Source organism: Aquimarina algicola (genome assembly GCF_006443095.1).
In the GTDB taxonomy this organism is placed as follows: Bacteria; Bacteroidota; Bacteroidia; order Flavobacteriales; family Flavobacteriaceae; genus Aquimarina; species Aquimarina algicola.
In genome coordinates this window covers 225,745-248,764 of record NZ_VFWZ01000006.1, presented here as the reverse complement: position 1 = coordinate 248,764, position 23,020 = coordinate 225,745, and the positions used below count along the sequence as shown (strand labels likewise).

General features: G+C 32.0%; 22 protein-coding genes. 12 read left to right on the top strand and 10 right to left on the bottom strand.

Features of this window, described 5'->3' with window-relative positions; genetic code table 11:
* Nucleotides 1-463: 463 nt before the first annotated feature.
* Complete coding sequence (locus FHK87_RS18945) at nt 464-1,858, top strand: serine hydrolase (RefSeq protein WP_140595347.1); 1,395 nt, start codon at nt 464-466, stop codon at nt 1,856-1,858.
* Between the two features lie 155 nt (nt 1,859-2,013).
* On the opposite strand, the gene FHK87_RS18940 is transcribed toward FHK87_RS18945, so the two are convergent.
* Nucleotides 2,014-2,658 carry a hypothetical protein gene (locus FHK87_RS18940; protein ID WP_140595346.1) on the bottom strand — a complete coding sequence of 215 codons (645 nt, stop codon included), beginning with the start codon at nt 2,656-2,658 and terminating at the stop codon, nt 2,014-2,016.
* Between the two features lie 190 nt (nt 2,659-2,848).
* Between FHK87_RS18940 and FHK87_RS18935 the strand changes: the two genes are divergently transcribed.
* Entirely contained in the window at nt 2,849-3,241 is a 393-nt protein-coding gene (locus FHK87_RS18935) for a hypothetical protein (RefSeq protein WP_140595345.1), read from the top strand.
* An 18-nt stretch (nt 3,242-3,259) separates the two neighbouring features.
* Nucleotides 3,260-3,733: a PEGA domain-containing protein gene (locus FHK87_RS18930; protein ID WP_140595344.1), complete on the top strand. Its 474-nt coding sequence runs from the start codon at nt 3,260-3,262 to the stop codon at nt 3,731-3,733.
* A 506-nt stretch (nt 3,734-4,239) separates the two neighbouring features.
* Here FHK87_RS18930 and FHK87_RS18925 read toward each other — a convergent pair.
* From FHK87_RS18925 to modA, 4 genes are read right to left on the bottom strand one after another with little or no spacing between them, the layout of a single operon-like run.
* Complete coding sequence (locus FHK87_RS18925) at nt 4,240-5,115, bottom strand: sulfate/molybdate ABC transporter ATP-binding protein (protein ID WP_140595343.1); 876 nt, start codon at nt 5,113-5,115, stop codon at nt 4,240-4,242.
* Entirely contained in the window at nt 5,112-5,783 is a 672-nt protein-coding gene (gene modB / locus FHK87_RS18920; RefSeq protein WP_394344939.1) for a molybdate ABC transporter permease subunit, read from the bottom strand. The genes FHK87_RS18925 and modB overlap by 4 nt, the downstream gene beginning before the upstream one ends.
* On the bottom strand, nt 5,783-6,181 hold the full coding sequence (locus FHK87_RS18915) for a TOBE domain-containing protein (protein WP_140595341.1): 399 nt from the start codon (nt 6,179-6,181) through the stop codon (nt 5,783-5,785). The genes modB and FHK87_RS18915 overlap by 1 nt, the downstream gene beginning before the upstream one ends.
* Nucleotides 6,178-6,960, bottom strand: coding sequence for a molybdate ABC transporter substrate-binding protein (gene modA / locus FHK87_RS18910; RefSeq protein WP_226294327.1), 783 nt, complete (start codon nt 6,958-6,960; stop codon nt 6,178-6,180). The genes FHK87_RS18915 and modA overlap by 4 nt, the downstream gene beginning before the upstream one ends.
* Nucleotides 6,961-7,193: 233 nt before the next feature.
* Between modA and FHK87_RS18905 the strand changes: the two genes are divergently transcribed.
* Entirely contained in the window at nt 7,194-7,847 is a 654-nt protein-coding gene (locus FHK87_RS18905) for an OmpW/AlkL family protein (protein WP_140595340.1), read from the top strand.
* A 214-nt stretch (nt 7,848-8,061) separates the two neighbouring features.
* On the opposite strand, the gene FHK87_RS26370 is transcribed toward FHK87_RS18905, so the two are convergent.
* Together FHK87_RS26370 and FHK87_RS18895 are read right to left on the bottom strand one after the other, a co-directional pair.
* A complete protein-coding gene (locus FHK87_RS26370; RefSeq protein ID WP_226294326.1) occupies nt 8,062-11,541 on the bottom strand; it encodes a fibronectin type III domain-containing protein in 3,480 nt (1,159 codons plus the stop codon).
* A gap of 435 nt (nt 11,542-11,976) precedes the next feature.
* Entirely contained in the window at nt 11,977-12,942 is a 966-nt protein-coding gene (locus FHK87_RS18895) for a YheT family hydrolase (RefSeq protein ID WP_140595339.1), read from the bottom strand.
* Nucleotides 12,943-13,613: 671 nt separating this feature from the next.
* Here FHK87_RS18895 and FHK87_RS18890 point away from each other — a divergent pair.
* A complete protein-coding gene (locus FHK87_RS18890; RefSeq protein WP_140595338.1) occupies nt 13,614-14,096 on the top strand; it encodes an acyl-CoA thioesterase in 483 nt (160 codons plus the stop codon).
* A 7-nt stretch (nt 14,097-14,103) separates the two neighbouring features.
* On the opposite strand, the gene FHK87_RS18885 is transcribed toward FHK87_RS18890, so the two are convergent.
* Nucleotides 14,104-14,991, bottom strand: coding sequence for a DMT family transporter (locus FHK87_RS18885; RefSeq protein ID WP_140595337.1), 888 nt, complete (start codon nt 14,989-14,991; stop codon nt 14,104-14,106).
* 3 nt (nt 14,992-14,994) lie between these two features.
* The gene (locus FHK87_RS18880) at nt 14,995-15,342 is read right to left on the bottom strand and encodes an arsenate reductase family protein (protein WP_140595336.1); all 348 of its coding nucleotides are present in this window, start codon (nt 15,340-15,342) and stop codon (nt 14,995-14,997) included.
* 125 nt (nt 15,343-15,467) lie between these two features.
* Here FHK87_RS18880 and FHK87_RS18875 point away from each other — a divergent pair, with 125 nt between their 5' ends.
* Entirely contained in the window at nt 15,468-15,923 is a 456-nt protein-coding gene (locus tag FHK87_RS18875) for a DinB family protein (RefSeq protein ID WP_140595335.1), read from the top strand.
* Nucleotides 15,924-15,941: 18 nt separating this feature from the next.
* Here FHK87_RS18875 and FHK87_RS18870 read toward each other — a convergent pair whose 3' ends face one another.
* On the bottom strand, nt 15,942-16,724 hold the full coding sequence (locus FHK87_RS18870) for a DUF3298 and DUF4163 domain-containing protein (RefSeq protein WP_140595334.1): 783 nt from the start codon (nt 16,722-16,724) through the stop codon (nt 15,942-15,944).
* A gap of 146 nt (nt 16,725-16,870) precedes the next feature.
* Here FHK87_RS18870 and FHK87_RS18865 point away from each other — a divergent pair, with 146 nt between their 5' ends.
* The 6 genes from FHK87_RS18865 to FHK87_RS18840 all read left to right on the top strand — a co-directional run bounded on the left by FHK87_RS18865 (nt 16,871) and on the right by FHK87_RS18840 (nt 23,014).
* Entirely contained in the window at nt 16,871-18,013 is a 1,143-nt protein-coding gene (locus FHK87_RS18865; RefSeq protein WP_262711271.1) for a cystathionine gamma-synthase, read from the top strand.
* Nucleotides 18,014-18,116: 103 nt separating this feature from the next.
* Nucleotides 18,117-19,460, top strand: a complete 1,344-nt coding sequence (gene gdhA, locus FHK87_RS18860) for an NADP-specific glutamate dehydrogenase (protein ID WP_140595332.1) — start codon at nt 18,117-18,119, stop codon at nt 19,458-19,460.
* Nucleotides 19,461-19,714: 254 nt separating this feature from the next.
* Nucleotides 19,715-20,647: a DUF5018 domain-containing protein gene (locus FHK87_RS18855; protein WP_140595331.1), complete on the top strand. Its 933-nt coding sequence runs from the start codon at nt 19,715-19,717 to the stop codon at nt 20,645-20,647.
* Nucleotides 20,648-20,869: 222 nt separating this feature from the next.
* Nucleotides 20,870-21,817, top strand: coding sequence for a DUF5018 domain-containing protein (locus FHK87_RS18850; RefSeq protein ID WP_140595330.1), 948 nt, complete (start codon nt 20,870-20,872; stop codon nt 21,815-21,817).
* Between the two features lie 126 nt (nt 21,818-21,943).
* Nucleotides 21,944-22,468 (top strand): DUF4136 domain-containing protein, encoded by a 525-nt coding sequence (locus FHK87_RS18845; protein WP_140595329.1) that lies wholly within the window; start codon nt 21,944-21,946, stop codon nt 22,466-22,468.
* Between the two features lie 51 nt (nt 22,469-22,519).
* A complete protein-coding gene (locus FHK87_RS18840; protein WP_140595328.1) occupies nt 22,520-23,014 on the top strand; it encodes a hypothetical protein in 495 nt (164 codons plus the stop codon).
* Nucleotides 23,015-23,020 lie beyond the last annotated feature (6 nt).

The following is a 23,020-nucleotide window of genomic DNA, read 5'->3' as shown; positions in this document are numbered from 1 at the left end:
TAGTTGCTTAGCTTAATAGATGATGATATTGAGGTTATAATTTTTTTGTATGTTCTGGTATCAATACTTTTATTTTCTATCTCACTATCAAAGACATTTGTAATCGATATACCTTTAACTGAAAATCTACATTTTTGCTGTTTTTAAAAAAGAATACAAGATTAATTCTAATGATCGACTATTCAGGTTATCAAAAATATAAAGGTCGTTTTTTATAATTCCGTACTACTATATTATAAAAAGATTCCTCTTAATTGTAGTCAGTCTTTCATCTTGCAACAAAATCTATAAGATGTAAAAAATGATTCCTTTGAAATATAGCTGCACAATTCAAAAACAATTATGTGTAAAAAAGGAAAGGTAATCTGGTTTTACAGCAAAGATTTTAAATTTTTTTAAGCATTATTATAAAGAACAGTAACAATTTTAAATCTATTTCGTCTAGTATTAAACGGCATAAAACATGAACAAATACATCATTCTCATCCTATCTTTATCCTTTTTGGGGTATTGCAAAGCACAAAAACAAGAAACTCAACCTTTTTTGAACTACAGTAAAACAATTGATTCGCTTATGCAGATTAGTTATGAAAGAGGAATTTTTAATGGTAATGTGTTGGTTACTAGGAATGACTCTCTCGTATATCAAAAATCATTTGGATACACGGATGGTTCAGGGCAAACTGAACTGACAAAAAAAACTATTTTCAGTCCGGGTTCAATCGCAAAAGAATTTGTTGCTGTTTCTATTATGATGTTAATCGAGAAAGGTGATTTACAATTGGATGACAAGCTTTCTCAATTTGATTTAGGACTACCGGCATGGTCTGAAAAAGTCACCATAAAGCATCTTTTAAACTACGTTAGTGGTATTCCTCAAATTGATTATGATACTGTAAAAAATGAAGAAGATATTTTAAAAGGATTACAACTTCTTCCCAATTTATTGTTTGAACCAGGTACAGATTTTAAATATAATAACAATAGTATTTTTCTTCAAAAGAGGATTATTGAAAATGTTACAAAAACAACATTTCAAGAGTTTGTAAAGGAGAATATTATCAATCCTTTAAAAATGACAGATGTAGGTTTTGATCTTGGCTATGATTATCCAAATAGAGCCAGGAGTTTTGATGTACATAAGCAAAATGCTGCCGAAAGTATCCCGAGTAAAGGTTGGTTATGGGTCTCAATCGGTGATTTGAATAAATGGATTACTGCTTTACATAACAATAAACTTATCTCTAAAGAATCATTAGAGACACTTCTCCAAAATCAATATTTTAAAGGTCAAAAGTGTATTCTGGGCTCGTCAGATGATTTATTTACAATACATATGCATGGTGGTCAATTCTATCAATTTGAAGCCGCTTTTATTAGTGAATTCAAGAACGACCTCAATATTATTTTAATGTCCAACAACAAAAGCAAATCTTTTGAAATAATAGAATCTGTGTATAATATAATGAAAGGGAAACCTTTTCGTTTGTCTAAAAAATCTATTTATAGACAAATCCGTTCTAAATGCCATGAAAATATCGCTTTAGGTATTCAGTATTATTATGACTTAAAAAAGAACAATTTAGATATTTACAGCTTTGAAAATCCAAATGAACTGAATGCACTTGGTTATGATTTACTATCGTCAAAAAAAATGAATGAAAGTATAAAAATATTCAAATTAGCTGTTTCAGAATTTCCTGACAATGCAAACTTGTATGATAGTTTAGGAGAAGCTTACTATACAAATAAACAATATGATTTGGCATTATTAAATTATAAAAAGTCATTGACATTGAATCCTAAAAATACAAATGCCGAAAAGATGATGGAGAAGATAAAAAAACATTCAAAATAAAAGCATTTATAATCAAATAGGATTAATAATGAATAAAAAGGTAGTTAAAGATTTTAGAGGTAAAGCGTGACAAAAGCTATACTGATCCTTAAAACTAACCAAACTCTATAAAGTTAACTATTTAAGAGACTAATAAAAATAGCTTCTTAGATTGATCACAAACTTTGTTTTAATATCCATTTTCTAGTGGGGATAGTCCATTCATCTAAAGGTTTGTATAGAAACCCATGTCCTAGATTTGTTTTTATTTCAAGCTGTTCAAATGTAGTTGTGTAGTTTTCTTTAGATTTCCAATAATCGTAATTTTTACCAGCGATTCCGTCTGATAAATCGTAGATACAAAGGACTTTACCATGAAATTTCCAATCATTATTGTTCTCTTGATATTCATTATTGCCAGCAAGAAATACATAGTTAATCTCATTTGTATTGATGTCTGAGATATTTGAGGCTATAATTGCGCCTTTAGAGGCTCCTATAACAGTGATATCAATCGGTTTTATTCCTAAATGAATAAGGCTGTCGACTTGTTTTGAAATTTTTTTAGCATAGATTCTAACATCAACATTTTCTTTCCTTACTTCATAGTGAACTATTGAGTTTTTGACTTGTATTGCATCAATAATACTATCAAATTCATATTTACCAAATCTTTCGCTGTAAGCCTCTTTACCTTGTTGTTCGATAATCCTTCCATGGATATAAAAAATATGCTTTTCACTGCTGTCTTTAGATGTATTTATGTGACAGCTATTCAAAACAACTAGTCCAATAATAAAATAAATCAAATTTTGTGTCATCGATGTGTTTTGATCAAATGTAGGCTTTTACCATTATATTAAAATCAAGCATATAAATGTACTGTTTAAATAATGACAACTTTATAAAAGTCAAGAGAAATTATTGGTGATTCAAGTAACATTTTTAACTATTAAGACATATACTTATAATTCAGTTTAGAATAAAATGTAAAATGAAAACAAAATTAGTATGAGGAAAAGAACTAAAGCGCTAATCTTTATTGCAGTAATTGGGGTTGCAAGTTGTAGCCCAAGAATCTCTTCAAATTTCGCTAATCCGCAACCCGAATTATCGATTGATGAAAAAGTAGCTTTTCTTGATGTCGAACACAAATTACCTAATAATACGATCAAGATAGGTGATCTAAGATTTCAAGATTCAGGGTTTTCGACAAATTGTAGCTTCAACAGTTTGATGAATCGAGCGAGAGTTATATCGAGAAAAAATGGGGCAAATATTATAAAGGTTATAGAAAAAAAGAAACCTGATCTATGGAGCTCTTGTTATCGACTCAAAATAGAACTACATAAGTTTAATGGCGATGTTTCATCTTTGTCACAATACAAACTAAAATTAGATTAAAAATTTAAAAATAAATCAATGGAAATTATTACTAAAGCATTACTTTTTTCTTCAATCATATTGCTTTCTAATTGTGCAACAATTATTTCGGGTTCCAGACAAATTGTAGAAATTTCTTCTGAGCCTAATTCGGCTAAAGTTTATATAAATGAAATTGAAGTTGGAGAAACCCCAGTTCAAAAGAGACTTAAAAGGAATCAAACATATCAATTGACTTTAAAACTAGATGGGTATAAAACTTATGATACTAAGTTAGAGAAAAAATTTAACGCTTGGTATGTGGGAAATGTTGTGTTTGGAGGATTGATAGGACTCATTGTTGATCCGGCAACGGGAGCAATGTTTAAACTCAAACCCGAAGAAATTGATAAGCAGATAAAAAACGGAACTACTTATAAAACAAAACATGGAAATATCTATTTGAACGTTAGTATGGAAATTGATCCAAATTGGCAAAAAATAGGACAATTAGAAAAATTAGATTCATACTAATGATTTAATGTTTTATTGGAGGGGTATAATTTATACATCTCCAATAAAATTGTATGTCTTTATAGAGATTAGGTTTTATAAAATAAAAACCCTCTCCGTAAAGAGAGGGGGGATGTGTAATTATATGTCGGTCGTGTCCCCCAACACACTCAAAACTAGTTTGAGCAAATCTCCTCGATATAATTACAACCAAACCAGCGGAAAAGCGTATTTCCGCATCGTCTATAGGTTAATATTTTATAAATGTTTTGATAATATAGTAGCCAAAATAATTCCTGTTCGAAACTATTTATGTTACGAGAATAGATCGTGTATTATACCGTCGTAAGAAGATTTGTGTTGGGGTTTTACCGTAGTAAGACAATGCGAATATAGGACTTTTTTTTAATAAAAAGCAAATTTAATTAACATTTTGTTATGATTTTTATAACAAATGCAGTTTTAGTGATGTGTAAAGCATTTAACTTGTTAAATATATTATGATTTAAAATCGGTAATTACTTAATTTAAATGATCTTTTGGATCATGGGATTAAATGCTTTTGAAGCTACCATTACTTTATTACCAATCTCCAATTCTTCAACTTCAGATTCTTGCGCAATTATTTTTACAACATTAGTACCGATAAGAACAGTAACAATATATACGACTTCTTCCTTTTGTATAGAAATGACTTCTCCAACAAATGTAAATTTTGCACTCGTATGTTGCGATGTAAATATATCTAAAGGAGACCCAGAGGTTTTTATTTTTCCATTTTTGATAAGATGTACACGGTCTGATAACTTGATGATTTCTCCAGTATCATGGCTAACCAATATAGTAGTAAGTTCATATTGGCGATGCACTTTTAATATATAATCTTGTAGTTTACTTCTCATTTTGGCATCTAGGGCAGCTAGAGGTTCGTCTAATAGAAGAATTTCGGGTTTTTGCACTAATGCTCTTGCTAATGCAACACGTTGTTGTTGACCGCCTGATAACATTATGGGTTTTTGATGTTGTAATTCTTGTAACGATACAATCTCAATGAGTTCATCAATACTATTTTTGTCTTGATTTTTTTGTAAAGCATATTCAAGGTTTTTGCGTACAGTCATATTAGGAAAAAGCGCATATTCTTGAAATACAAATCCAATTTTTCTTTTTTGTGTTTTTAAATTGATCTTATTTTTAGTGTCTAGCCATGTCGTATTATTTACGATTACTTTGCCATGGTCGGGCTCTAATAATCCCGCTATCATTCGTAATGTAGAAGTTTTGCCAACACCGGATTCGCCATACAACGTAATCAATTCTCCCTTTTTTATATCGAGATCTATTTGTAAAGATACTTTACCATTGGCGGCTTGTAGTTTTTTGTGTAAAGATATCTGTATCATGCTCTATTTTTTTTAAAATACCCTCCATTAATAAGATATACAATGAGTAGAATTATAAATGTAATACCTAATAAAATTAGAGAATACACATTTGCAGTATCATATTGAAGCGCTTCAACCTCGTCATAGATAGCGATAGATGCAACTTTGGTTTTACCAGGAATATTGCCACCTATCATAAGAACTACACCAAACTCTCCTACAGTATGAGCGAATGATAAAACAATACCAGTAAGTAATGAAGGCTTTATATTGGGTAATAAAACTTTATGTAGAGTAGTAAAACTTGATTTACCAAGGATATAAGAAGCTTCTCTATACTGTTTTGGAAGTCCTGCTAAACCTGATTGAATCGGTTGAACCATAAATGGGAGACTATATAATACAGAAGCGATAACAAGCCCTTCAAAAGAAAAAATTAACCGTAATCCAAACCAATCGTTGATCCAGTTTCCAAAAATATGATTTGGGCTGAAGGCTAACAATAGATAAAATCCCAAAACTGTTGGTGGTAACACTAGAGGCATACTTACTAAAGTTTCTACAATAGGTTTTGCCCTAGATCTCGAAAAAGCCAGCCAATATGACAAAGGAATCCCCAAAATAACTAGTATTATCGTTGTGATTAGTGCTAATCTAAAAGTTAATATTAAGGGTTGCCAGTCTATCATTTTCCTAATACTACTTCATTGGTTTTAATCATTGTAATTACATTTGAACCTTCTTTGATGCCTAATTTTTTAAATGAAGCAGATGTGATAATAGAGTTGATAACGCCTAGATAAGTATCAATGGTTATTTTAGTTAATAATTTACCCTTTTCAAAAGTAGTAACGATACCGCTAATTTGATTTTCAAGACTGATCATATCTATTTTGGTAGTAGTAATAATAACCTCTGTTTCTTTAAAAAATATTTTGACAGGTTTATCAACTTTCAAATATAAAGAAGTATTGGGGTTTTCTATTACAATGGCTTTGAATGTAGTATCTTTTATCTGTATACTTACTAATGAAAGACTACCGCTTACTTCTATATTCGATATTTGACCTGATAAACTATTCATTTTTGAGTTACAATGTATCCAAAATTTTTAAGAATTTCTTGTGATGAATGAGAGAACAAAAAATCATAAAATTGTAAGGTTTTATGTGATCTCTCTTTTTTCTTTATAATAACGACTCCTTGAGAAATAGGCGTGTAGGTGTTTTCAGGAATAGAAATCCAAGATCCCTTATTTTTCATTTGTGTAGTATGCACAATTGATGCCGAAGTAAAACCAACTTGTGCAGCTCCCGAAATAATAAACTGATTGGTTTGTGCGATACTTTCTCCATAGACTAATTTATCTTTAATTTGATCATAAACCTTTTGGTGTTTTAGTGTCGAAATTGCTGCTTTTCCATAAGGTGCCGTAGTAGGATTGGCAATAGCAATATGTTTGATTTCTGGTTGTAGAAGTGTCTGAATGTCGGGGTTTATTGCTTTTGTAGTGGACCATAATATCAATTTTCCATGAGCATATATTTTTGGAGGATTTGTCGTAAATCCTTCGTTATAGAGATTTTCTGGATATTTCATATCAGCCGACATTAGAATATCGTATGGAGCGCCCTCTTTGATTTGAGCAGTTAATTTGCCCGAAGAACCTATGATAATATCGCAGACTATGCCCGTTTTTTCAGTAAATACCTTAGAGATTTCCTTTATCGCGAATTGCATATTAGCAGCAACAGCAATTGTGATCTGCGAATCTTGTTTTTTATTACAACCTGAAATAAAAACTATAAGAAAAAATAATGCGATACTTTTTTGTATGTGTTTAACTATAATGCCACTTATCATATTTGTTATTAACCCTATTTTAATTTTAGATAAAAAAAGTATCTCAAAGAACAATATAACCAATTTCAATATTTGAGAAGATTATTTTTTGCTAAAGTTCATTTGTAAAGAAAATCAATTAAATTTTCTTTACAAATGAAATTATCTTTCTCAAATTTCAAAAAGGTGATAATAGTCATTATTTAAGCTTTCATCAGCATTTACCTTTACCAAGAATTTTAAAAATCAGTAGTATGAGAAGAATTGGAATTATTTCGTTCATTTGTTTATTAGTTTCATTTTCAATGTTTTCACAAGAGAGTGACTCCCAAGAAACCAAAGATTTTAGTAGATGGCAAGTAAGACTTAGAGGTTTGGTGGTTACACCAGACGAAAGCGCTTCTATAGGAGGTATAGGTGGAGATGTAGATATTTCTACGGCTTTTGTTCCAGAGTTAGATTTTACTTATTTTTTTACTAAAAATTGGGCTGCAGAATTGATATTAGCAACTGCAAATCATGATGTTGAAGCAATATCAACAGCGGCTGGTGACATCGATCTTGGTGATGTTTGGCTTTTGCCTCCAACACTTACACTTCAATATCATTTTAACGAAGGAAAATTTAAGCCTTATGTTGGTGCTGGTATTAATTACACATTTTTCTACAGTGCAGACGAAGGTCCAGTTGCCGATGATATAGAGTATGACAATAATGTTGGTTTTGCCTTACAAGCAGGACTGGATTTTGCCCTAAATGACAGATGGTTTTTAAATGCAGATGTGAAAAAATTGTTTTTGCAGACCGATGTTACTATAAACGCAACAAGTGCATTAGGAGCTACAGTTGAAGCAGATGTAGATATTAATCCGTGGTTGTTCGGAATTGGAGTTGGATACAAGTTCTAAATGGTTTTCTGAAGAAATGCTTAAAAAATTAATGTTTAAAAAAAAGAGTCGAAGTGTAAAGAAAATAGATCGCTATACATCTCAACTCTAATTTAAGAATGAATAGATAATCTTTTAGAGCGTTTTTCATTTATAACTTGGGTTTTGAAATTGATAAAAAAATCCCTAAAACAAAGTGTTTTAGGGATTTTGGATTAAATTATAGACAAGTCTATTATTCTTTAATAAATTGTACTGTGTGTGTATTTATTTTTAGAACATATAATCCAGATTGAAGCTCTGTTACAGGTATTGTATTAATAAATGTACCTTTACTTACAGGTTGTCCAAGCATATTAAAAATGGTATATGGTTTCTCTCCAATTTGGTTTGTTATTACATTAAGTATATTGCCATTTACAGGATTAGGATATATTTTCAATAATTCTTCAAGGGTTTGTTGTACAGGTGGTTTCTCTTTGGATACTGATGTTGTAATTGCACCAAAAATAGGAACAGGTACACCACATGCGGTGATAAATGTCCAGTCGTTTGCAGTATTTCTTTCCCACAGATTACCTTGGTATACGACTCTATCTCCCGGACTATACGTTACAGAAGTACTATGTGTTGCAACTCCTTCACATGGATCAGTAGAGCCTGTCGTTTTTGTAAGAGAAACATTATCAATCGCAATATCAGCTTGCCATGTTGACCCCGTTACCCTATTGAATCGTATTTGAACCTCTTTATTGAGATAAGCCGAAAGATCGATTGTAGCGGTTTGCCACGCATTACCTTGATTACCAGTTTGACTCCAAATATTAGTCCAGCTTGATCCTTGATCTACACTAGCTTGAACGGTAATATTTCCCATATCAGCTGCCCCAAACATGTGATAATTAAAAGAAAAAATTGATTGCGTTGCTCCTGACAAATCAAAACAAGGCGAGGTCAAGATAGCTTGTTTATTTGGGTATCCGGTTTCATTTACAGAGGCTTCAACATAGATATAATAAGAGCCTTGTACAGCTCCAGATGGTCCTGTGTCACCAGATGGCGTTCCGTTGGTATTAATTGTCCAGTTAATATTATCATTTGTAGACTGTATCCATGCTCCTAGAGTATTTTCAAAACCTTCACTATACGGAAAAGCAGAAATAGTAGATGCACAAGCGCTAGATCCACCTCCAGTAGTCGTTACATTTATAGTAGCACTAAAATCAGATATATTACCTGCAGCATCTTTGGCTTTTATTTTAAATTGATATGTGGTGTTTGCACTTAGATTTGGTATAGTAGTGGCTGTGCCAGAAACCGCCCCTAATCGAACATTATCTTGATAAATGTCGTATCCTGTAACTTCTATATTATCAGAAGAAGCATCCCATGATAAAACAACAGAAGTTTCTCTAACAGAAGAAGCTGTAAGGTTTTGAGGTATGGTAGGGGCTTGAGTATCATCTCCAGAATTAGAACTTCCTGCCAGTAGCACTTTCCAAACTCCTCTACCGTAGGTAGCAGCAATTAAAACCTGATCTTTTAAGTTAACTTCAAGATCTCTTACAGCTACATTTGGAAGATTTTGAGAATAATCTTCCCAGGCATTATTTCCGTTTTTGTGGTATACACCAAGATACGTTCCTAAATATATAGATTCTGTTCCTTTTTGATGTCTTACAATGAATTTACCTTCTCCGGGTAAATTACCAGTGATATTAGAAAAATTAGTTCCTTGAGTAGTAGATTTATATACACCGCCACTACTTGACCCTGATGTAGTTACATATACAATTCTATTGTCATCATTATGTACTTCTATAGAAGAAATATCCGTTTGAAAAGAAGCAACTCTTGTCCAATTAGCTCCTTTATTTGTGCTTCTGAACAGATTTTTATCCATAGCAGCATATATCGTATTATTATTTATAGGATCTAATTCGATATGATCTATTCTTCCTCCAAAATTAAAATTGGTAAGTCTTTGAAAAGAACTACCATTAAGCCTGTAAAAACTAGAATATCCTGCATATAGAACACCATTTTTGTCAGACACCAAAGGAGTAATCCAATTACCAGACTCCGGAGCTCTGGCTACCTGGCTTTGAGAAACCCCTCTATTTCTGGTTACATAAAGATTTTGACCATTTTGTATAAATCCATAATAGGTATTGGGATTATTTCCGCTTACAGCACAATCCATCCCATCAGCACCATAATAATTGTTCCATTCGCTTCCGTTTAAAGCATAACCTCCATTGTCTTGAAGTCCTCCGACAAGATAACTTGCACTTTGATTTTCTGCTACAGAAATTCTATAAAACTGCCCAATTTGTAAACCTTTGGTAAGGTCTGTAAAACTTTGCCCGTTATTTTCGGAGATATAAATACCACCATCACTACCACATATTAGTTTTCCGTCATAATATCTCAAAAAATGAATATCTGCATGGGTATAAGTTGCTTGTCTGGGAGAAGACCAATTATTTATTTTTGTAAAATCATTTCCGCCATTAGTAGATCTCCAAATATTCAAACAACCTACAAAAACGGTATTGGCATTTTGGTCTGACACTGCTAATGCCAAATCATACCATGCTTGAGAACTCTCAAGAATATTTGTGGTTTCTGCAGTTTTTGTAAAGCTACTCCCGCTATTTGTAGAGCGGTATAATCCTTGAAATGAGTAGTTGGCATTTCGGGGTCTTGCACTTAGCACATAGACATAATTAGCATTGGCAGGAGTAACATCTATTACCAATCTTCCTGAGTTAGAGGGGAGCCCACTTTGAATTCTGGAAAAGCTATCTCCAGCATTGGTAGATCTATAAAAAGATGTAGACGAAACCGCATATATTGTGTTAGGATTTCCTGGTTTAAGTTTTATGTCCTTGATGTTTCCACTCAATGTTCTGGTCCAGTTTGCCCCGGCATTGGTAGTTTTATATACCCCTACACTGGTAGCAACCCATAGAATATTCGAATTATTTGGATGGATATAGATATCATTTGCAGTCGTTTGTGTATTGGTAAATCTAAGACCGGTTCTTGACCAGGAATTTCCGCCGTCTGTAGATTTAAGTACTCCAATACTATAACTATCATTTGCATCATCATCACCTGTAGCAATATAAATAATATTTGAATTTCTAGGATCTATTGCAATGCCCGAAACCCCTATTTGCTGTAAATCATCTGATAAAGGAGTCCAATTCACTCCTCGATTTGTTGATTTCCAAATTCCTCCGGCAGGTGCGCCTGCATACATAACATTGGCATTATTAGGATCAATAATACCAATATTAATCCGACCTTGCCCGGGAGACCAAGAGGATGCCTGATTATGGTCAAAAGGCCCCATAGGTGTCCAATTAGGAGATGCTTTGCCGTTTTTTGAAGTGGCGATTTTACTTTTAGCACTTTTTGTATTTATAAAAAAATCCGGAGAAGGTAATGTTCCATCTGGCATAACAGCATTTTTCCAATATTCTCTCCATCTCATAAATGGCTTGTAGCCACTACCTTTCTGGTCTGGATCATGATTCTTCCAGTATTCATCAAAAGCGTTTGTGATTTCATTGAATTTTAATTTTGTGTCTGTGTTAGTGCTTTTCTTGTTGTTTTCTAAAGCTGCCATCCAAGGGGCAGAAGAGTTGTACTGAGCTATTGTACAATAGCATGTTAGCATCATTAATGCAAAGAGAGTTCTTTTCATGATTTTTGTTAGGTTTAGTTAAAAAAAAGAATTGTTGAGTTTGTTTTTTTTAAAAGAATCGTAATTGAATATGTGAGATACTCCTTAAAATGTAATGGAGTAAAGTAGGGGGTCAAATACTGCTAAAAAGCCTTTAAGTTTGAATGATATAGAGTAAAAGAATGTCTTAAAATAGTATTAAAGACTCATATCATTATAATGTGATTGAGGTTAAATTGTTTTTATGCTTTTCATGAGGTAAAGTTGGTTTAGTTTTAAGTTTAGTAAGAGTCTTTGGTCGACCAAAAATAAGCATTAATTTAATAAGATTTTTATATTTGTTTAAATAATTTTAACATTGAATTGATTCTTAATTCTATTAACCTAATGGGGGTAAATAGTATCTTCAAAATTATACTTTGAATCTCGCTTTTTGAGTGATAGTAAATTATTTTTTTATTGTAGTGTATTAAAAAAATCAAGAGCTCTTTTTTCATTATAATATGCCTTACCTGAGAGATAAAAACCAACATGTCCGCCATAATCAGGAGTTTCTAAAAATAAATTTTTATTTTTTTTAGCTTCGTTAATGGGATAACAAAGCTCTCCTAAAAACGAATCATTTTTGGCATTTATAATTAATGTCGGAATTTTTATCGTTTGTAAGAATTGTTTACAACTGCATTTGGTGTAATAATCTATAGCGTTCTTATAGCCGTGAGCTTTGCTGGTATATAAATTATCGATATCAATAAGAGATGAGCAAGATTTGATATCAGATCTACTCAACTCATTTGAAAATACTTGTTGTCTTTCGTATAGTTTAGCTTTTAAATTTTTGATAAAGCGTTGTTGATAGATGATATTTTTAGGTTTATTAATTTCTGAAAGTGAATTATAAAGATCACAAGGTACAGAAACACCAACAGCTGCTTTGATCTGGGAAGGAATCAAACGTCCCTCTCCAAGATATTTGAGCATAAGATTTCCGCCAAGGCTAAATCCACAAATCGATATCTGTGTGTAAGAATATTTTTTTACGATATAATTGATAACGGCTTCTAAGTCATCGCTTGCTCCTGCATTATAAGATTTATATAAACGATTTACTTCGCCGCTACAGTTTCTAAGATTGAGCGCAACACTATCCCAACAATTTTGGTTGAGGTGTCTTGCCAACCCTAAGATGTATTGGCGTTGACCATTTCCTTCAAGACCATGGATAATAATGGTAAGCCTATTTGACTTTTTATTGGCACTATGACTCCAATCAAGATCTATAAAATCCCCATCATCAAGTTCTACACGTTCTCTTTTTTGAACAACTCCTTTTACTTTTCTCAATAAATTTGGAAAAATAGTTGAAAAATGACCATTTTTAAATGGTAGCGGCGGTGTATAATTTGATGTGATTACTGGCATTGTAATGAGCAACTAATCTTAGTATATATACAAATGTAGTAGTTGTTTTGCTAAAAGTGAGAAGACCCGGTATATTTTTATAAAATACCCGGGCCTTTTTTGTACCCTCTGTTTTAAAATTTGAGGATGGTAAACCTTGCAATGTATATTTGATAGTTCATGTATCTTTTTTCGATTTTATAACATTTCTATTTTCAGTACACTTTTTGGTTTAGCCATATTGGGGGGTATGCTAAAACTTCAAAAAGAATATGTAATACATAAATATCACAGAGCAAGTTTATTTTCGAATGAAGAAAATACAATAATTATTCTTTAAAAAATACAATTCGTATATTAAATTGAAAATATACTTGTAATTGTAAAGAAGATTTTCATATTAATTTTAGGTTTTAAGTTACTAGTATTTTGTTTTTACAAACTATAATTTCATGCTTTTTAAAAGCAGCGCAAAGATTCAGTTTATAGTAAAAAACTAATGTTAATGCTAAGGATACATTAGGGGTACATATTACAAAATGTGGGTACTTTTAGCATACGAAATGGTGTTATAAGATATTTTTGCGGTTTAATTTTTGGATGTAAAAGATTTTAAATATACTATTTTCAACAGGCAATAATTATGCGTGCACAGCAAATGTTTTGTATTTTTGGGGGCTAAAACTTGGAATATGTATATAAAGGATTTTGAAATACGATGGAATGATATAGATGCAAACAGACATTTAGCCAATAAAGCTTATATTGAATTTGCAGCACATACTCGTATGTCTTTTTTGACCGAAAAAGGTTTTGATCAAAGAATGTTGGGCAAATATGATATTGGACCTGTAGTATTCTATGAACACATTTATTACTTTAAAGAAGTTTTTTATGGCAGACCGGTTAAAGTGTCTTTGGAGATCACAGGTTTGAGTGAAGATGGAATGTTTTTTGAATTCAGGCATAATTTTTATGATTATAAAGGACGCAATTTTGCACAATGTGAAATGATGGGAGCCTGGATGGACTTAAATAGTAGAAAATTGATTCCTTTGCCAGAAGAAATGTATAAATTTTTGGAGGTTATAGAACGACCAAAAGATTTTAGAATTCTCACTAAAGAAGATACCCGTAAGTTTAATAAAAAGCCTGTTAATCTAGAAGATATATAGAAATTTACTATTTTCTTGGCTTTTTGGTTACTAAATATACACCCACAAAAATCAATAAAGTAGCTACAATTTTAATACTATCTAAACTGTCTTTGCCTAATGCAATTGCAAATGTAGAAGCCAGTAAAGGTTGTAAATAAATAAAGACTGCTACAGTAGTAGGTTTAAGCTCTTTGATGGCAAAAATATTAAGAATATAAGTACCAAAAGTGGCAAAAAGAATAACATACCCTATTTTTAAATACCCTTCGATTGGTATTGCATCAGGTTGTATATCTAAGAGTTGAGAAATACCAAACGGTAAAACAAATAAAAACCCAAAACCATACATCCATTTCATAAATGTAAAAGGATGGTATTTTTGGGTTATTTTTTTAACAACTATAATGTAACAAGCGTATGAGGTGGCGTTTACAAAAATCAAAAAATTACCTAGAACCGGATTTGTGGCTGTTGCAGAGACTTTGGTGTTATAAAGTATGATTAGTAAGGTGCCTGAGAGTCCGATTAATACTCCTATTACTTTAAGTATTCTTATTTTTTCTTTTAGGAATATTATTGCAAGAATCAAAACTATAATTGGTGTTGTCACCATTAATACAGAAGCACTGATAGGAGTGGTAAGGTTTAATCCTTCAAAAAAAGCAAGCATATTGATGCCCACCCCAAATATTGCAGCTAGGGCAATTCTTGCAAAATCTTTTCTTTCAATTTTTTCTTTAGGGCCTAGAAAACCAATTCCCAAAAAGAGTATAAATGCTCCAAGAACCCTTATGACGATAAAACCAAAGGGTTCTACATAATGTGGCATAACATCTTTGGCAATAGTATAATTCGCCCCATAAAATAATGCCACAAAACTGGCTGCAATAAGTGCCAGAATTCTTTTGTTCATAAATTAAATAGCAGATTTAGCAGCTTCTACAACTTTTTTACTATTTCCAATAAAAATATTTGTGTCAACTATAATAACAGGACGTTTTAAGAATGTATAATGTTCCAAAATCAATTCTTTATAATTCTGTTCAGTAAGGTTTTTATTTTTTAAATCACGCTCTTTATATAGTCGTGCTCGTTTACTAAATAAAGCTTCATAACTACCTGCTAATTGATACATTTCATTTAATTGATCCTCTGTTATTGGTTCTATTTTGATATCCTGTAGTATAAAATCTGAAGAAAAATCTAGCTCATTTAGAATACGTCTACAAGTATCACAAGTAGATAGGTGGTATATTTTTTTCATTAAATAGTTTTTTAATTTTATCCTTCTTAAAAGAAATTTGAAGTAAAGTTAGTTGATAAAATCAACACAAAGGAAATTTATTTTATCACTAAAACGTATATTTTTGGCTAAAAATTAAGAAAATCATGCAAAATCAACTCGATATTACTCGCGTAAATAGAAAATTGGTCATAGGGTTTCTAGAAAACCATTCTTTAGAAGAACTTAATAAAGTTCCCGAAGGCTTTAATAACAATCTGATTTGGAATATCGCTCACATAGTGGTTACTCAGCAATTACTAGTTTATAAATTAAGTGGATTACCTATGATGATCGATGAAGATATGGTCGAATCATACCGAAAAGGATCTAAAACAGAAAGATCAGTTACAGCAGAAGAAGTTTCGACAATCAAGGATTTATTGTTTTCTACCATAGATCAAACTGAAAAAGATCTTGAAAAAGGAATCTTCAAAAACTTTAAAGAATACCCTACAAGTACAGGTTTTGTGCTCAAGTCTGTAGAAGATGCATTACGGTTCAATAATTATCATGAAGGAATTCATTTTGGATATCTTTTAGCTTTAAAAAGAGCACTTTAATACTTAGCAACTCGTATTTTAAAAAATGCTAACAGTAAAATAAGAGACTACATCTTTTTTATTAAGTTTTAGCTCAACAGGACCTTCGGCATATGAACTTATTTCATACGGATTATAATAAAGAATAACTTCTTTGTCTGTAAATCCAATTGTCGAAGGTAGCGTAAAGGTGTCATTTTCAAAAAAGAATCCGGTACTATTAATTGATTGATTTTTATCAATTTTATGTGCTTTTCTAAAGGCGTTTTCAACATATTTTTTAAAAGCATCAACATCATTAAGCAAAGCTCTTAACGAAAGTTTTTTGCCTGTAACCGGATCAATGTTGATATATGAGATAGTACTGTTGCCATGTGCTCCACCAGTAAAAATGTAAGCATCCATTGCGAGAGAGATGATATCTTGGCATTGAAAACTTAATTTGCAATTTACGTTTGCTTCATACATTGAGGTTTCGTCAGGAAACTCTTCAAGTATTTTCTGATATGAAGAATTGAATTGCTCAGCTGCCTTATCTAAAGAGTGATTCGATAGATTTTTATGATCAATGTCAAAAATTGTAGCGGCAGCTCTTTCGATTTCTTTATTGATCTTTAGAGCTATCTCATCCTCTCCCAAAACATTTACCAAATTAAGTTCTATAGCTGCACAATCTATAACCCTACAATCAAACAAAGTATCTGTTGTGATCAATTTGTTCTCGAATATGATTTCTTCTCTGTTCTTGCAGGCATAAAAACAAAGCCAAATAAAGGTCAAAACAAAGAATTTGAAAGCAATGTTAGTTTTTAAGTTAATCATCTACTAAAGGTATTTAATGAGATATGATTAGAACGAATTAAATCATACATTTGTTTAGAATTTTAACATAAAAAAAGATAAGTTCATTTTTTCTTATCATTTATAAGGGAATACATTGATAAATTATTAATAACAAAAATCTTACTATAGTGAAATTTAATACAAAAGCTATACATGGAGGTCAAAAGCATGATCCGGCATACGGTGCAGTAATGCCTCCTATATATCAAACGTCTACTTATGCGCAAACTACGCCTGGCGGGCACAAAGGTTTTGAATATAGTAGAACACATAATCCAACAAGAAAAGCATTAGAAGACTCTTTTGCCAGTATCGAGAACGGAAAATTTGGATTAGCGTTTGGTTCAGGATTAGCAGCAATAGATGCTGTAATCAAATTATTACAACCTGGTGATGAGGTAATCTCTACAAATGATTTGTATGGAGGTACCTATCGTTTGTTTACAAAAATATTTGAAGGTTTTGGAATTAAGTTTCATTTTATCGGTATGGAAAATGCTGATAAGATAGAAAGTTATGTAAACGAAAACACAAAACTTATTTGGGTTGAAACACCAACAAACCCAATGATGAATGTTATTGATGTTAAGGCTGTAGCTTCAGTTGCAAAAAAACACAATATACTATTGGCAGTAGATAATACATTTGCTACTCCATACTTACAAAGACCTCTTGATTTGGGAGCAGATATTGTAATGCATAGTGCTACAAAATATCTGGGCGGGCATAGTGATGTTGTTATGGGAGCTTTAGTGGTAAAAGATGAAAAGCTTGCAGAAAAATTATACTTTATTCAAAATGCAAGTGGCGCAGTTTGTGGGCCTCAGGACAGCTTTTTAGTATTAAGAGGAATAAAAACATTACATATTCGTATGCAAAGGCATTGCGAAAATGGCGAGGCTATTGCAAAATACCTTAAAAATCATCCAAAAATAGAAAAAGTGTACTGGCCGGGGTTTGAAGATCATCCAAACCATGATGTTGCCAAAGCTCAAATGGATGGCTTTGGGGGAATGATTTCTTTTGTGACCAAAGGAAGTGATTATGATAAGGCAATTAAAATTGTAGAGAACCTTAAAATCTTTACTCTCGCAGAGTCTCTGGGAGGTGTAGAAAGTCTAGCAGGTCATCCGGCAAGTATGACTCATGCTTCAATCCCAAAAGAAGAAAGAGAAAAAACCGGAGTTGTTGATTCATTGATCAGATTAAGCGTAGGAATAGAAGATGTAGACGATTTAATTGCAGATCTAGAACAAGCTATAGGTTAATAAGTTATTAAATTCAAAAAAACAGACTTGAATTTTTAGGAATATCATATATTTGAATAGAAAATTCAACCTTTATATAAGAATCTATTAATATTATCAATATATGCAAGCAAAAATAGATGCATTCATGGAAGAAGTAAAGGCTCGTAATGCTCATGAGCCTGAGTTCCTACAAGCTGTACAAGAAGTTGCAGAAACTGTAATTCCTTATATAGCTTCAAATGAGATTTATAATGGAAAAAACATTCTTTTAAGAATGGTAGAGCCAGAAAGAGCAATTATGTTTCGAGTACCTTGGGTAGATGATAAAGGAGAAATACATGTAAATAGAGGATACCGAATACAAATGAACTCTGCCATAGGCCCATACAAAGGAGGATTGCGTTTCCATCCTTCTGTAAATATGAGTATACTTAAATTTCTTGCTTTTGAGCAAGTATTCAAAAATAGTTTAACGACCCTTCCAATGGGAGGAGGAAAAGGAGGTTCTGACTTTGATCCTAAAGGTAAATCTGATGACGAAATTATGCGTTTTTGTCATAGTTTTATGAGCGAATTATATAGACATATTGGTGCTGATACAGATGTTCCTGCAGGGGATATTGGGGTTGGTTCCAGAGAAATAGGATTCTTGTTCGGGAAATACCGTAAAATGAAAAATGAATTTACAGGAGTACTTACAGGAAAAGGTATTACCTGGGGAGGATCATTAATTAGACCTGAAGCAACAGGATATGGTACAGTGTATTTTGCACAGAATATGCTAGAAACCAAAGGAGAATCTTTTGAAGGAAAAATAGTTACTGTTTCTGGTTCAGGTAATGTAGCGCAATATGCTACAGAAAAAGCAACTCAACTTGGAGCAAAAGTAGTGACTCTTTCTGACTCATCTGGATACATCTATGATAAAGATGGTATAGATGAAGAAAAATTAGCGTTTGTAATGGAATTGAAAAACGTAAGAAGAGGTCGTATACACGAATATGTAGACAAATATCCTTCTGCTGTTTTTCATAAAGGAAAAACACCTTGGGGAGAAAAATGTGATATTGCATTACCATGTGCGACGCAAAATGAATTAAACGGTGATGATGCTAAGACACTTATTGCTAATGGATGTGTATGTGTGAGTGAAGGCGCTAATATGCCAAGTACTCCCGAAGCAATTCTTGCGTTTCATGAGTCAAAGATTTTCTTTGCTCCGGGTAAAGCATCTAATGCCGGTGGAGTTGCTACTTCTGGATTAGAAATGACACAAAACTCTTTACGTTTTAACTGGACTCGGGAAGAAGTAGATGAAAAATTAAAACAAATTATGAATGATATCCACAAATCTTGCCTTAAGTATGGTACTGATGAAGATGGATATGTCGATTATGTAAAAGGAGCTAACATCGCAGGTTTTGTAAAAGTTGCAGATGCGATGCTTGCACAAGGAGTGATCTAATATAGTATCTCTATAAATATTAAAAAGCCATTTTGAACGTTCAAAATGGCTTTTTGCTTTTCTAGATATAATAACATTTTTCCGATATTAATTTTGACTAATTTTTAACAAAAAAATAAGAGTGAGCAGGGGATTTTTACCCTGTTCTCAAAAAAATAAATTGATTATACTTGCGCCCCTAAATTTAGTTGAATAAATGGGGTAACATTTTTACTCCAACATACATTAACATAAAAACTCAATTATAAATAAAAATGAATAAAAAAATTACTTTAATAGGTAAACTGGTATTGTTTGTGCTTTTCATCACAACGATCTCTTGTAGTAGTGATGATGAAATAACGGGAGGATCAAGCTCAGGAAATACCATTGTTGCTTTCAAAATCACTATTGGATCATTTAGTATTAATGCGGATATTAACCAAGGAGAAAAAACGATTACCCAAAGGTTGCCACCAAATATTGATTTAACTTCTATTGATTCTGAAGTTATTGCTTCTAATGGCGCTACAGTAACTCCAGATCCAGAAACAATTAATGATTATACAGAACCAATTATGTTCACTGTTACCGCAGAAAATGGAGATACAAAAGAGTACCTCGTTACATTTGATTTAATGGACGAAAATTATGCAGCACAATGTGATGTTAGTGATGCAAGCAAGTGGTTTGGTGGAGACGATAGAGAAGATCCGGATAATCCAGAAATAGGACCTAGAAATGTTGGTACCGGACAAACGATTAGATTAGTAAAAGACTTACATCCTATTTCATTTGGTACATATTTTAGAGATGCATTTAGATTTGATAGTACAGGTGATTTGTATAGAAAAGATGTAGAATTAAAACTTAACATCAGAAATGCAGACGGAAGTATATTAGCATCTACAACAACTTTGGTCGAAGGTTCATTTGATGGGGGTTGGGTAGATTTTGATTTATCATCCCTAAATCTGCTCTTAAAAAGTAATACAGATTATTATTTTACCTGGTATTTAGTAGATGGAGAATCACTTGCTGTATCAACGGGTTCTACAGGCAATACTGAACCAGCTATTGATGGTATACATAATGGACCTGGATATAGTGGGGAGTCTCGAAAATCAAAAAACAATTCTTTAGAGGATTGGGATACTTGGTACGAACATCCTTGGTATTTTAACTTTAGGATAGAAGGGAAACAATAGATAATTAATCTTCGTATAAAAAGCCATTTTGAATGTTCAAAATGGCTTTTGTCTTTTTAGTACCTTTTTGGGAAGTAATAATACCCTGTTAAGATTGCTTTTGATTAATATTTAATAAAAAATAAGGATTAAAGGGAGTTGTTTCTAAAAATTTAGTTGAATAAATAGGGTAACATTTTTACTCCATAATACATTAACATAAAAACTCAATTATAAATAAAAATGAATAAAAAAATTACTTTAGTAGGTAAACTAATATTGTTTGTACTTTTAATCACAACAATCTCTTGTAGTAGTGATGATGATGAAATAAGAGAAGAAATAGTTGAAGAATTAAGTGGAGAAAATAGTATTATCTCTTTCGAAATTGCTGCAGGAGTATTAAAAGTTAATGCAGACATTAATGAAGCAGGCAATAGTATTAATCAAAGATTACTACCTGATACAGATTTGACTTCTCTTGATACAAAGGTTGTTATCTCTGAAAATGCTTCAATCAGCCCGAATCCCGAAACAATTAATGATTATACAAAACCTGTTACATTTACTGTAACTGCAGAGAATGGTAACACAAAGGAATATATCGTGACATTCGGAATAATGGATGAAAATTATGCTGCACAATGCGATGTTAATGATGCATCTAAGTGGTTTGGCGGAGACGATAGAGAGAGTCCAGATAATCCTTTAATAGAACCTAGAAACGTTGGTACCGGGCAAACGATCAGATTAGTAAAAGATTTGTATCCTACTTCCTTTGGAGTATATTTCAGAGGAGGATTTAGATTCAGCAGTATAGGGAGATTATACAAAGAGGATGTAGAATTAAAATTAAATATTAGAAATGCAGATGGGAGTATATTAGCATCTACAACAACTTTGGTCGAAGGTTCATTTGAGGGGGGCTGGGTAGATTTTGATTTATCATCCCTAAATCTGCTCTTAAAAAATAATACAGATTATTATTTTACCTGGTATTTAATAGATGGAGAATCACTTGCTGTAACAACAGGTTCTACAGGAAATACTGAACAAATTATTGATGGGATACATAATGGACCTGGATATAGTGGTCAATCTCGGAAAAAAGATGGTACTTCTTTAGAAGATTGGGATACTTGGTTCGAGCATTCTTGGTATTTTAACTTTAGGATAGAAGGGAAACAATAGATAGATAATTAATAGCCGTATAAAAAGCCATTTTGAACGTTCAAAATGGCTTTTGTCTTATAATATATAGAGGATTAGAAAGTAGAGCTCCTGTAAATTTGTGTATTTTTACAATAAATTGTCTACATGAAATATATTGGATTTCTCTTTCTTGCATTGATGATGGTATCTTGTGGAAGTACACAAACTGTTTATGATTATGATGAACAACAAGATTTTTCGGTGTATAAGACGTTTGCTTTTTATCCAGAAATGAACTCTGGACTGAGCGAGCTAGATCAAAAAAGACTATTAGCAGTAACAGAAGAAGCAATGAATGCAAAAGGTTTAGTATTTTCTAATACTCCAGATATCTTTGTGAATTTTAAAACAGAAAGAAACAAAACTTCTTCTCGCAATAGTATTGGAGTAGGAGTTGGTAGTGGTGGCAGAGGAGTAAACATAGGTATCGGCGGAGCGATTCCTATAGGAGGTTCCCAAACCTATCTGAAACTTACGATGGATTTTGTAGATGCTAGCAAAGATCAGTTAATATGGCAAGCCGTTTCTGAAAAACAGTTTTATCCTAACGCTTCTCCAAATACGAGAACTCAATTTTTTCAAAGAATAGTAGCAAAAGCTCTAGCTAAATATCCACCCAAAAGAAGATGATTTTTTAATTGAAATAATATATAAACTTTAGTAAAAAAAATGATGTAGTATATGGATCACTTAACAAAATTAGAAGAAATGCTTCATAGAGCAAATGATGATATTAAAAACGGATCTTATGATGAAGCTACTAATAAGCTCGAAAAGATTATTGATATAGATCCTAATTTTGGTAAGGCATATAATCATTTGGGATATCTTTACGAAGTAAAATTCAAAGAGTATGAAAAAGGAGAAACATTGTATAAGCTTTGTTTAGAAAAAAGCCCAATGTATCCAAGTGTTTACTATAACTATTCTATTTTATTATCTACTTTAGGAAAATGGAAAGAATTACAAGAGTTATTAGATATTGCTCTTAATATCCCCGGAATTGTGAAATCAACAATTTATAATGAATATGCAATTATGTATGAACAACAGGGAGAATTAGATAAAGCGATAGAATTTTATAAAAAATGTGCGCTAAGTACTTTGGATAAAAATACATTAACTCGAGCAAAAGATTCTTTGGATAGATGTAAAATGAAGCAAGAATTGATATAGTTTTTT

Excerpts from the sequence above, each read along its gene's own strand:
- FHK87_RS18885 (WP_140595337.1), bottom strand. The coding sequence starts at position 14,991 with ATGAACAAAAGAATTCTGGCACTTATTGCAGCCAGTTTTGTGGCATTA.
- FHK87_RS18930 (WP_140595344.1), top strand. The coding sequence starts at position 3,260 with ATGGAAATTATTACTAAAGCATTACTTTTTTCTTCAATCATATTGCTT.
- FHK87_RS18890 (WP_140595338.1), top strand. The coding sequence starts at position 13,614 with ATGTATATAAAGGATTTTGAAATACGATGGAATGATATAGATGCAAAC.
- modA (WP_226294327.1), bottom strand. The coding sequence starts at position 6,960 with ATGATAAGTGGCATTATAGTTAAACACATACAAAAAAGTATCGCATTA.
- FHK87_RS18845 (WP_140595329.1), top strand. The coding sequence starts at position 21,944 with ATGAAATATATTGGATTTCTCTTTCTTGCATTGATGATGGTATCTTGT.
- FHK87_RS18895 (WP_140595339.1), bottom strand. The coding sequence starts at position 12,942 with ATGCCAGTAATCACATCAAATTATACACCGCCGCTACCATTTAAAAAT.
- FHK87_RS18945 (WP_140595347.1), top strand. The coding sequence starts at position 464 with ATGAACAAATACATCATTCTCATCCTATCTTTATCCTTTTTGGGGTAT.
- FHK87_RS18935 (WP_140595345.1), top strand. The coding sequence starts at position 2,849 with ATGAGGAAAAGAACTAAAGCGCTAATCTTTATTGCAGTAATTGGGGTT.
- FHK87_RS18915 (WP_140595341.1), bottom strand. The coding sequence starts at position 6,181 with ATGAATAGTTTATCAGGTCAAATATCGAATATAGAAGTAAGCGGTAGT.
- FHK87_RS18850 (WP_140595330.1), top strand. The coding sequence starts at position 20,870 with ATGAATAAAAAAATTACTTTAGTAGGTAAACTAATATTGTTTGTACTT.
- FHK87_RS18925 (WP_140595343.1), bottom strand. The coding sequence starts at position 5,115 with ATGATACAGATATCTTTACACAAAAAACTACAAGCCGCCAATGGTAAA.
- gdhA (WP_140595332.1), top strand. The coding sequence starts at position 18,117 with ATGCAAGCAAAAATAGATGCATTCATGGAAGAAGTAAAGGCTCGTAAT.
- FHK87_RS26370 (WP_226294326.1), bottom strand. The coding sequence starts at position 11,541 with ATGAAAAGAACTCTCTTTGCATTAATGATGCTAACATGCTATTGTACA.
- FHK87_RS18875 (WP_140595335.1), top strand. The coding sequence starts at position 15,468 with ATGCAAAATCAACTCGATATTACTCGCGTAAATAGAAAATTGGTCATA.
- FHK87_RS18940 (WP_140595346.1), bottom strand. The coding sequence starts at position 2,658 with ATGACACAAAATTTGATTTATTTTATTATTGGACTAGTTGTTTTGAAT.
- FHK87_RS18840 (WP_140595328.1), top strand. The coding sequence starts at position 22,520 with ATGGATCACTTAACAAAATTAGAAGAAATGCTTCATAGAGCAAATGAT.
- FHK87_RS18880 (WP_140595336.1), bottom strand. The coding sequence starts at position 15,342 with ATGAAAAAAATATACCACCTATCTACTTGTGATACTTGTAGACGTATT.
- FHK87_RS18855 (WP_140595331.1), top strand. The coding sequence starts at position 19,715 with ATGAATAAAAAAATTACTTTAATAGGTAAACTGGTATTGTTTGTGCTT.
- FHK87_RS18905 (WP_140595340.1), top strand. The coding sequence starts at position 7,194 with ATGAGAAGAATTGGAATTATTTCGTTCATTTGTTTATTAGTTTCATTT.
- FHK87_RS18870 (WP_140595334.1), bottom strand. The coding sequence starts at position 16,724 with ATGATTAACTTAAAAACTAACATTGCTTTCAAATTCTTTGTTTTGACC.